The organism is Roseiarcus sp. (genome assembly GCF_052145395.1).
Lineage (GTDB): Bacteria > Pseudomonadota > Alphaproteobacteria > Rhizobiales > Beijerinckiaceae > Roseiarcus.
Genome location: NZ_JBKQOT010000763.1, coordinates 1 through 9,631, shown reverse-complemented (window position 1 = coordinate 9,631; position 9,631 = coordinate 1). Strand labels below are relative to the sequence as shown.

8 protein-coding genes and 1 pseudogene are annotated in these 9,631 nt (G+C 66.0%); 2 read left to right on the top strand and 7 right to left on the bottom strand.

Annotated features, from left to right (window positions below):
- Nucleotides 1-110: 110 nt before the first annotated feature.
- The 6 genes and pseudogenes from ACLP25_RS26145 to ACLP25_RS26120 all read right to left on the bottom strand — a co-directional run bounded on the left by ACLP25_RS26145 (nt 111) and on the right by ACLP25_RS26120 (nt 6,206).
- Entirely contained in the window at nt 111-725 is a 615-nt protein-coding gene (locus ACLP25_RS26145) for a PEP-CTERM sorting domain-containing protein (RefSeq protein WP_442472030.1), read from the bottom strand.
- Between the two features lie 439 nt (nt 726-1,164).
- On the bottom strand, nt 1,165-3,504 hold the full coding sequence (locus ACLP25_RS26140) for a primosomal protein N' (RefSeq protein WP_442472029.1): 2,340 nt from the start codon (nt 3,502-3,504) through the stop codon (nt 1,165-1,167).
- 424 nt (nt 3,505-3,928) lie between these two features.
- Nucleotides 3,929-4,126: pseudogene (locus ACLP25_RS26135) on the bottom strand (cold-shock protein); the annotation flags it as partial.
- Nucleotides 4,127-4,770: 644 nt separating this feature from the next.
- On the bottom strand, nt 4,771-4,869 hold the full coding sequence (locus tag ACLP25_RS26130; protein ID WP_442472031.1) for a CDGSH iron-sulfur domain-containing protein: 99 nt from the start codon (nt 4,867-4,869) through the stop codon (nt 4,771-4,773).
- A 189-nt stretch (nt 4,870-5,058) separates the two neighbouring features.
- Nucleotides 5,059-5,496, bottom strand: a complete 438-nt coding sequence (gene rplS, locus ACLP25_RS26125) for a 50S ribosomal protein L19 (RefSeq protein ID WP_442472028.1) — start codon at nt 5,494-5,496, stop codon at nt 5,059-5,061.
- Between the two features lie 296 nt (nt 5,497-5,792).
- Nucleotides 5,793-6,206, bottom strand: a complete 414-nt coding sequence (locus ACLP25_RS26120) for a DUF1236 domain-containing protein (protein WP_442472027.1) — start codon at nt 6,204-6,206, stop codon at nt 5,793-5,795.
- 157 nt (nt 6,207-6,363) lie between these two features.
- Here ACLP25_RS26120 and ACLP25_RS26115 point away from each other — a divergent pair, with 157 nt between their 5' ends.
- On the top strand, nt 6,364-7,596 hold the full coding sequence (locus ACLP25_RS26115) for an FAD-dependent monooxygenase (RefSeq protein WP_442472026.1): 1,233 nt from the start codon (nt 6,364-6,366) through the stop codon (nt 7,594-7,596).
- Nucleotides 7,593-8,732 carry a trans-sulfuration enzyme family protein gene (locus tag ACLP25_RS26110; RefSeq protein ID WP_442472025.1) on the top strand — a complete coding sequence of 380 codons (1,140 nt, stop codon included), beginning with the start codon at nt 7,593-7,595 and terminating at the stop codon, nt 8,730-8,732. The genes ACLP25_RS26115 and ACLP25_RS26110 overlap by 4 nt, the downstream gene beginning before the upstream one ends.
- 43 nt (nt 8,733-8,775) lie before the next feature.
- Here ACLP25_RS26110 and ACLP25_RS26105 read toward each other — a convergent pair.
- The coding region (locus ACLP25_RS26105; protein WP_442472024.1) for an FkbM family methyltransferase at nt 8,776-9,631 on the bottom strand (856 nt) is incomplete at its 5' end.

Sequence of the window (9,631 nt, the reverse complement as noted above, 5' to 3'; positions counted from 1 at the left end):
CCTCGACCGCGCCCTTGTCCTCCGCCGACACGGCGCTCGCCGCGACCGGGCGCCCCAACAGAAAAAAGGCCGCCCGGGGGCGGCCTTTTCGTTCGCTCGCCGCGCGAAACTTACGCGATCGCGGTGGCCGTGCGGCGCGCACGACAGCCCGCGAAGGCGAGGCCGGCGAAGCCGAGACCCATCATCGCCCAGGTCGAGGGCTCGGGCGCCATAAGGGCGTTCGGGCCCCAGTACCCGTCACTGACGTCATTCTGAACAGAATTCTGGAAGTCCGGGGTCGTTCCAGGCTGCCAAGTATTGCCCAGGTAAGTGATCGGAGAGGCGGTATGAAATCCAGAATCGTTCCACGTGTAATTCGAGGTATTACTCACGCCGTCGATCTGGTATTCGCCCGGGGCCAACAAAACGGGCGTGATCGACGCATACAGGAAATGGCCGACCTGCGGGTCTCCGGCGTTCACCGTCGCCGATGCGAGCAAGTTCCCGTTCGAGTCGTACAAAGCCACCGGGTTGCCGCTGACCCCAGTAGTCGGGTCATTGTAGTAACCCAGCGCGACAACCTCGACCGTGGAACTCACAGAGAAGTTGTTCCCGAAGTCCCAAGAGCCGTTGGTGAAGCTTGCCGACGCGCTGCTGAACTCCCAGATCGGAGTCGCCGCATTGGCGTTCGCGGCCACGAGCATCCCGGCGGCCGCAACGGTAGCAAGCAAAAGGTTCAGTTTCATTGGCACCCTCCCCTCCGTCCACGACGCAAGATGCGCCGTCAGTCTCAAACAGCGAAAATCACTACGCCGTAACGTTGACAACATTACAGGGAATTAAGTTTACAGTCAACAGCAATCCGGATGAGCTTCTCAAGAAATCACAGTGAGGGATGGGCCGGTGGACCTGATAGATAGGAGCCGGCTCTCGAGTGCGACGTCAGGGACCCAGGGGAATCAACGATTCGGCCGCTCGGTCCTCATGACTCGCCAGTTGACGGGCTTCCCGCCGATTGACAAAGACCGGCTGCCGTTTCGGGTCTCGTTGCCATGCGGCGACGAGGGAACATTAACGCAGGTTTATGTTTCTTGTGTTATCGGCCATCGGCGAAGGGCATGGCGTTTCCCGGTGCGACCACCGTTCAACCTCCTTCGCGCGACCGCCCGCTGCGCCGCTTCCTCGTCACAAGAAACTCTGCGGATCGACGTCGATCGCGACCCGCACCCCGCCGCGCGGCGGCGGGGCGGCGGCAAGAAGCGCGCGGAGAAAGCCCTGAAGGTCGGCCGAACGGGGCGCCTTGGCGGCGAGGCGGAAGCGGTGGCGCTTGCGCAACACCGCGATCGGCGCCTCGGCCGGACCGAGCAGGGTGATCTCATCCTCGCGCGACGGGCCGCCGAGCGGGGCGACCTTCCACCCCTTGCCCGCCCGCATCGTATGTGCAGTCCTTGCGAGCGCTCGCGCGTGGGCCTCGGCCGCGCCCTTGTCCTCCGCCGACACGACGATCGCCGCGAGGCGTCCGAATGGCGGCAGGCCGCCCTTATGTCGCTGCTCGGTCTCCTGCGCGTAAAAGCGCTCGGCGTCGCCGGAAACGAGCGCCTGGATCACCGGATGGTCCGGCTGCCAGGTCTGCAGCAGGGCGTGGCCCTCGCGCTCGCTGCGTCCGGCCCGGCCCGTCGCCTGGCGCAGGAGCTGGAAGGTGCGCTCGGCGGCGCGCGGATCGGCGTTGGCGAGGCCGACGTCCGCGTCGACCACGCAGACGAAGGTGAGCAGGGGGAAATTGTGGCCCTTGGCGACCAGCTGCGTGCCGATGATGAGGTCGAACTCGCCGCGCGCGGCCGCGTCGAGCTGGCGGCGCAAGGTCTCGATCCCGCCGGGGAAGTCTGACGACAGCACCAGCATGCGCGCGTCGGGGAAGATGAGCGCGGCCTCCTCCGCCAGCCGCTCGACGCCCGGCCCGCAGGCGGCGAGGCTGTCGACGTCGTGGCACTCCGGGCAGAGTTTTGGGCGCGGCTCGACATGGCCGCAGTGATGGCAGACCAACGCGGCGCGAAAGCGGTGCTCGACCAGCCAGGCGGCGCAATTGGGGCACTCGAAGCGATGGCCGCAGGAGCGGCAGAGCGTGAGCGGGGCGTAGCCGCGCCGGTTGAGGAAGAGAAGCGCCTGCTCGCCCTGAGACAGCGCCGCCTCGATCCCTGCGATCGCCTTGGGCGACAGCCAGCGGCCACGCGGCGGCCCTTCGCGTTTCAGGTCCGCGGTTGCGATGTCGGGCAGGCTCGCCGAGCCAAAGCGGCTCGGCAGCCGCAACCAGCGATAGCGGCCGGCCTGGGCGTTGACGCGCGTCTCGATCGCCGGCGTAGCGGAGGCGAGCACGACTGGCGCCTGTTCCAGACGGGCGCGCACGACCGCCATGTCGCGGGCGTTGTAGACCACCCCGTCCTCCTGCTTGTAGGCGCCCTCGTGCTCCTCGTCGACGACGATCAGGCCGAGATCGGCGAACGGCAGAAAGAGCGCGGAGCGCGCTCCGACGACCGCCCGCGCCTCGCCGCTCGCGACCGCGCTCCAGATCCGCTGCCGCTGCCGCTCGGTGAGGCCGGAGTGCCACTCCGCCGGCTGCTCGCCGAACCGCGCGGCGAACCGGCCGAGGAACTGGGCGGTCAGCGCGATCTCGGGCAAGAGCACGAGCGCCTGCCGGCCCTGCCGCAGCGCCTCGGCGATCGCCTCGAAGTAGACTTCGGTCTTGCCCGAACCGGTGACGCCCTCGAGCAGGGATGCGGAAAAGGTTCGGGCCGCCACGCGGGCGGCGAGGTCGTCGGCAGCGGGTTTTTGGTCGGCGTTGAGGATCGGTGGGCGATGATCCGGATCGAGCCCAGCGGCGACTTTTTCCGGCGGCAGCTCCACGAGGGCGAGCGCGCCGTCCTCGACGAGGCCGTCGATCACGCCCACGGAACAACCGGCTAGCTCGGCGAGCGCAGCTTTGGGGATGGGCGATTTCGGTTCGCTGACCCTCACCCAGCGGCCTTCGGCCGCTTCCCTCTCCCCGGAGGAGAGGGGCGCAGCGGCGCCGACAATGCCTTCCCCCTCGGGGGGAAGGTGGCCCGAAGGGCCGGATGAGGGATCGCCTCCTCGCGTCAGGGCCGCGAGAACCTTCGCCCGCGCCTCGGTCATGCGTGCGGGCGGCTTTCCGGTCGCGGCCACGCCCCATTTCGGCGCGGGCGGCTCCAAAACCTCATGGGCGCGGATCGCCATGCGCAGCACCATGCCGCGCGGCGCCAGCGTCCAGCGGGCGACCCAGTCGACGAAGTCGCGCAATGGCTTCCGCAGCGGCGGCCAGTCGCGCAAGGCCGCGACGGACTTCAGGTTGTCGCCGCCCGCCTCGCGAGCGGCCCACACGACGCCGGTCGCATGCCGCGTCCCGAGCGGCACGCCGACGAAGCTCCCGGGCTCGAGGCTCAGGTTTGCGGGCGCGCGGTAACTGTAGGCGGTGTCGACCGCGACCGGAACGAGCACGTCGACCACGCGCATGGGAAGCGCGAGGAGGCGATCTTCGGCTGCGACGCGGTCGGACGGCATGCGTCGGGTGTAGCACGGCGATCGAGGCGCGGGATCAGGGACGGACAGCGCGAAACCGTCCAGTTCGCCCGTCGAGGCGCGAAACAATCCACTAAGGGTCGTCGTTCACAGAACGCGGAGATCAGCCAATCTCGAAGCCGCCCTCGCCGGCAGGGCTGCAGAGAAGTTGGACCCCATCGAAATCGGCGGCCTCCAGGGCGAAGCTGGCTGTGGTTAACCGCTCGTCAAACCGGTCGTTGCCGCGAAGCCCAAAGTGCGTGAACGTGACGCCATGATGTTCAACTCATGCGAAGCTGGACCTACGATTGCGACGTTCGTCACCAAGGGTCGCGGCTCGGCCAGCTATAATGTTGTCTTGCCTGTTCAACGGAACGGTCAAATTCTCGGCAAAAACCTCTCCTGTGCGATCATCCGAGACAATGTCAAATTTAACCTTCTGTCCTTCCTTCAGTTCCGCTAGTCCGGCACGCTCGACGGCCTTGATGCTGACGTAAACGTCAAACCCTCCGTCCACTGGCTTGATGACACCGTAGCCTTTGCGCGAGTTGAACCATTTTACGATGCCTATTTTCACGAACATCCCTCCCGTCTTGCAGTCTGCCTTGCTGGCAAGTCGAATGCCGATATCTAAGGATGGACACAACCTCAACCTGATAGACGAGGACAGACTAGAGGCGTTCCTTCCGTCCCCTAGCCATCCGAACGATCCTCGTGGATGATCGCGCTCGCGTAGCCTGCACAACCGGCTCTTGGTTGAGTCACGCCGGTTGAGAGGGCAGCGGCAAAGATGAAGCTCAAGACCAGCCGCAGCGAAATCATGCCGCCAAAAAGCTCCAATCCAGCGACCATCAACCAACTTTGAGACGACTTTCGGCCAGAAAAAAGTTAAAAGGCGTTAATGTTTTCGTTGTTGTCGTTCTGCAAATACTTTCACCGTCTTGCGACTCTCCGTCTTGCGACTCTCCTAAATTGACGGGCGCGGAGTTGATAAGGCAACATTACCGACTGTTAATGTTGACGGCGCCGGTGGTGCGACGCAGGCACTGTGCATGGCGCGATGATTCGCTTGCAAGTCATGACCTTGAGGGTCTTGTTGTTGGCAGCGTCGCGCCGGCGGCGGCGGAAGCCATGGGCGCCAACCGCTTGAGCCTGACCCCTGGCATGAAAAAGGCCGGCGAGGGCGCCGCCGGCCTTGGATCTGCGTTCGTACGCGTCGACTCAGAGGCTCTTGTGCGAGCCGTCGCAATAAGGCGCGTTCTTGCTGCCCTTGCAGCCGCAAAGATAGGCGGTTCCGCTCTTGTCGGCGGTGAAGGCTATGGGCGCAAGCCCCGTGTCCTTGTGCTTGCCATCGCAGAACGGCTGGTTGGCGGACCTGCCGCAGGCGCACCAGTAGTAGGTCTTGCCCGCCTCGAGTTCCTTCGCATAGGGCCCTTCTGGGCGACCACAGGGTCTGTCATGACTTGCCCCTCCACAAAAATCCGCCCGCGTTCCAGCGGGCGAAACTGTTCAAGCCTCGCCGGACTTGGGCGCCGTCTCTTTCGCGGCCTCCCTTGCGGCCTCTTTCGCCGCGTCTCTGGCGGCGGCGCCTCCGTCCGTACGCTCGGCGATACGCGCCGACTTGCCGCGGCGATCGCGCAGGTAATAGAGCTTGGCGCGGCGCACCTTGCCCCGGCGAACAACCCTCACCGAGTCGATCATCGGCGAATAGACCGGGAAAACGCGCTCGACGCCCTCGCCATAGGAAATCTTGCGGACGGTGAAGTTCTCGTTCAGGCCGCTGCCGCTGCGCGCGATGCAGACGCCTTCGTAGGCCTGCACGCGGGTGCGGTCGCCTTCGGTCACCTTGACGTTGACCACCACGGTGTCGCCGGGCTGGAATTCCGGCATCTTGGCGCCGGGCAATTTGGCGGCGTGCTCGGCCTCGAGCCGCTCGATGATGTTCATGGCAAAACTCCTGCCGTGCGCCGGCCCCTGGAAACGAACCGGCGAGCGCTTCGGCGCGCTGTTTTCAGTTGAGGCGCGCCACATAATGCAAAGGCGGCCGAAAGTCGAGGGATATTCGTGGAGCGCCGGGAGCAGAGGCTCCGCCGGTCCCACGCCGAAAGGGCGCGGACTGACCGCGCTTCGATGGAGGGAGCGCGGCTCGCGCTCCTCGGGCTATGGAGACGCCGCCCCTCCGATCGACTGCGACGTCCGAGGGCCGCCTCGCAGGAAGGAGGCGGCCCCGTTCCCGGCGCCGGTCAGGGAATGACTTCGACCACCCGGCGGGTCGACGGATCGACCAGGACCGGCACGTTGTCGACGACCGTGTACTGGTACTGCGTTACGCCGTACTGGGGCGGCACGGGATAGAGCGTCACCCCTTCCGCCGGCAGGACGTCGCCCACCACGACCCGCGAGTGTCCGGACCAGTCGTAGGATGGGACACGCTCCTCGACCACGTAGTGATGAAACTGCGGCTGGAAGGCGCCGGTGATGCCGCCGACTACGCCGCCGACCACTGCGGCCGGCGCGCCGACCACCGCGCCCACGGCGCCGCCGACCGCGCCGCCCGCGGCCGCGCCCGCGTTGGTCCCGGCGTCGCGCGCATCCTGCGCAGACGCGGCCAAGGGGATTCCCGTAATCACGATGGCCAATAAGAGAGCTTTCGACATCCATTCGCTCCTCAAGAAAGCCGGCGGATCGCCGACGATCGCTTCCAACGGCTGACGGCCGCAACGGTTCCGCGCTGCGGCCGCTTCGCGGCCCGTCGATGATTGCGCGGCGGCGGCAAAGGGTCGAAAATGGGCGGCTTCAGGAGGCCTGCTGAAAGTGACCCGATCCGACCCCGTGTACGATGTCGTCATCGCCGGAGGGGCGGCGTCGGGGCTGGCGCTCGCCGCGGCGGTCAGGCAGGCGCTCGGCGAAGGCGTCGCGATCGCGGTCGTCGATCCTTCGCCCCCGCCTCCTGGGCCTGCCGCGCGTCCGCCGCTGCGCACGGTCGCCATCGCCGAAGGGCCGAGGCTGCTGCTCGAGCGCATCGGCGCCTGGGAGGCGATTGAGCCCAGCGCCCAGGCGATCGTGAAGATGGAGATCATGGACGGCGGCGTGCGCGACGCCGTGCGCCTGCCGCATCTCCATTTCGACTCCAAAAATGGCAGCCCGCTCGCCCACATGGCGTTCAATGACGACGTCGTCGCCGCGCTGTCGGCCCTCTGCGACAGGCTCGGCGTCCAGCGCGTCGCGGCTCCCGTCGCGCGCTGGCGCCCCGGCCGGCGGGTCGCCGAGCTCGGCCTCGCCGACGGCCAGAGCCTGCGCGCCCGCCTCGCCGTCGCCGCCGACGGCGCGCGCTCGAAGCTCCGCGCGCTCGCCGAAATTCCGGCCTATGGCTGGGACTACGACCAGTCCGGGATCGTTGCGACCATCGCGCACGAATACGATCATGAGGGCGGGGCCGAGCAGCATTTCCTGCCCGCCGGCCCGTTCGCCATCCTCCCGCTTCCGGGGCGGCAGTCGAGCATCGTGTGGAACGAGCGCCGCGCCGACGCGCGCGCGCTGATCGCCCTCGACGCGGAAGACTTCGTGCGCCAGCTCGAATTCCGCTTCACCCCGAAGCTCGGCGCGATCCGCCTCGCCTCTCGCGTGGAAGCCTTCCCGTTCCGTTTCCAGGTCGCGCGCCGGTTCGTCGCCGGGCGGCTTGCGCTCGTCGGCGACGCCGCCCATGTCGTCCATCCGATCGCCGGACAGGGCCTCAACCTCGGCCTGCGCGACGTCGCGGCCCTCGCCGAGACCATCGTCGGCGCGATGCGGCTCGGCCTCGACCCGGGCAGCCCGAGCGCGCTCGCCGACTACCAGCGGACGCGGCGGTTCGACGTGGCGGCAAGCGGCATGGGGATGGATCTGATGAACCGTCTGTTCTCCAACGACCTCGGCCCGCTGCGCTTCGTCCGCGACCTCGGCCTGAGGCTGGTCGACCGCGCGCCGCGGCTGAAGGACCGGCTCATTCTGGAGGCGGGCGGCGCAGGCCGGGACGCGCCGAGACTTTTGCGCGGGGTCGCGCTGTGAGCGGACCGTATCGCCCGCGCACCCTCGCGGCCCAGGCGCGCGGCGCGATCGACGAGGCGACCCGCGGTCTCGTGCCGCCGATCCACCTCTCCTCGACCTTTTTGCGCGATCCGGACAACCTCTACCGAAGCGGAAACGTTTACGGCCGTCCCAACAACGAGACGGTGCGCGAGGCGGAAGCGGTGATCGGGGCGCTCGAGGGCGCGGCTTCGACGCTCGTCTTCGGCTCGGGCATGTCAGCCGCGGTCGCGCTCTTTCTGAGCCTCGGCGCGGGCGCGCATGTCGTCGCTCCGACGATGATGTACTGGGCGCTGCGCGACTGGCTGGCGAAGGACGCCGCGAGCCTCGGGCTCAGGGTCGATTTCGTCGATACCGAGGATTTGGCCGAGATCGAACGCGCCGTCAGACCGGGCGAGACGAAACTCGTCTGGCTGGAGACGCCGAGCAATCCGCTCTGGGGGATCAGCGACATCGCCGCGTGCGCAGGCCTCGCCCACGCCGCCGGGGCGCTCATCGCGGTCGACTCGACCTGCGCGACGCCGGTCTTCACCCGCCCGCTCGCGCTCGGCGCCGACGTCGTGATGCATTCGGGGACCAAATACCTGAACGGCCATTCCGACGTGCTCGCGGGCGCGCTCGCCTTCGCGCGCGCCGACTCCCTGTTCGAGCGCGTGTGCGACATCCGCAAGGCGCACGGGCTCATCCTGCATCCGTTCGAGGCCTTTCTCTTGATCCGCGGCCTGCGCACGCTCGATTTGCGCGTGCGCGCCTCGGCGCTGAATGCGCTGAGGCTCGCCCACCGCTTCTCGTCCCATCCCAACGTTGTCTCGGTGCTCTATCCCGGCCTGCCGGCCCATCCCGGGCACAAGACCGCGCTGAAGCAGATGCAAGGCGGGTTCGGCGGCATGCTGTCGATCCGGGTCCGCGGCGGCGCCGAGGCCGCGATTGCGACGGCGGCGCGGGTGCGCTTATGGAAGCGCGCGACCTCGCTCGGCGGGGTCGAGTCGCTGATCGAGCACCGCGCCTCGATCGAGGGCGAAGGCTCGCCCTGCCCGCCCGACCTCCTGCGCCTCTCGGCGGGCGTCGAGGACGTCGAGGACCTCTGGCGCGACCTCGACGAGGCGCTGAAGAGCTGAGTCAAAATCGCCTCGACACGGTCGCCGGGACCGCCGGGAAACGTCAAACTGCCACGAACCCGGGCGCTTCTTCGACGGCCTTCTGGGACAAGATCTTTTCCTGCGTCTTCCGAGCGTCCGCGGCGACCTCCGGGGAACGCACCAGCTTGCTGCGCGCGCGTATGATCCCGAACCCTGCATCGAAACCATCGGATGTGCTCAAGATCTCGAAACCTCCTCTTTCGAGGTAAGTCCTGATCTCGTCCGAGCCGTTATGGTATTCAAGCGAGATGTAACGGACCCGTTGCAGGGTCGCCGGATCTGCGCCCGCGAGGATGTCGTATTCGGCGCCTTCACAGTCCATTTTGATAAAATCGCAGGTTGTGATGTCGTATTTTTGAAACACTTCGTTTAGAGAAATGGTCTCAATTTTTGTCGTAATAACTTTTTCTCCACCCCGATTATCGTCAGTAATTGATACAGTGTCAGAAAGAAACCGTCCGGACTTATCAAGTCCTTCATAAAGAACTGCCTCACCACAACACAAAGATAGAGCACGGTTTACGCAAGTAACCAAGCTATCTAGTTTATTATTTGTCACGTTCTTTTGCAAGAGCTCAAAGTTTTGCTTGCTTGGCTCGAAGGCTAAGACACGTGCTCCTTTGCAAGCGGCGTATAGAGTGAAGAAACCCAGATTTGCTCCAATATCCAAAACCGTTTGACCGGGGGCAAATTTGAATCCGTCGATATCGTAATCGTGCTTGCTCCATGTTTCGAAATACACTCCCAGACTGTTAGTAAAACCTTCCACGGTCAGGCCCGCTTTGTTGCGAATCACGGCAGTTTTCCTGCCGCACTTGCTGAGCAATTTGTAATATTGTCTCCAGACTAGCACGGGAACGCGGCGCTCAACGAACAGC

Excerpts from the sequence above, each read along its gene's own strand:
- ACLP25_RS26140 (WP_442472029.1), bottom strand. The coding sequence starts at position 3,504 with ATGCGCGTGGTCGACGTGCTCGTTCCGGTCGCGGTCGACACCGCCTAC.
- ACLP25_RS26145 (WP_442472030.1), bottom strand. The coding sequence starts at position 725 with ATGAAACTGAACCTTTTGCTTGCTACCGTTGCGGCCGCCGGGATGCTC.
- ACLP25_RS26120 (WP_442472027.1), bottom strand. The coding sequence starts at position 6,206 with ATGTCGAAAGCTCTCTTATTGGCCATCGTGATTACGGGAATCCCCTTG.
- rplS (WP_442472028.1), bottom strand. The coding sequence starts at position 5,496 with ATGAACATCATCGAGCGGCTCGAGGCCGAGCACGCCGCCAAATTGCCC.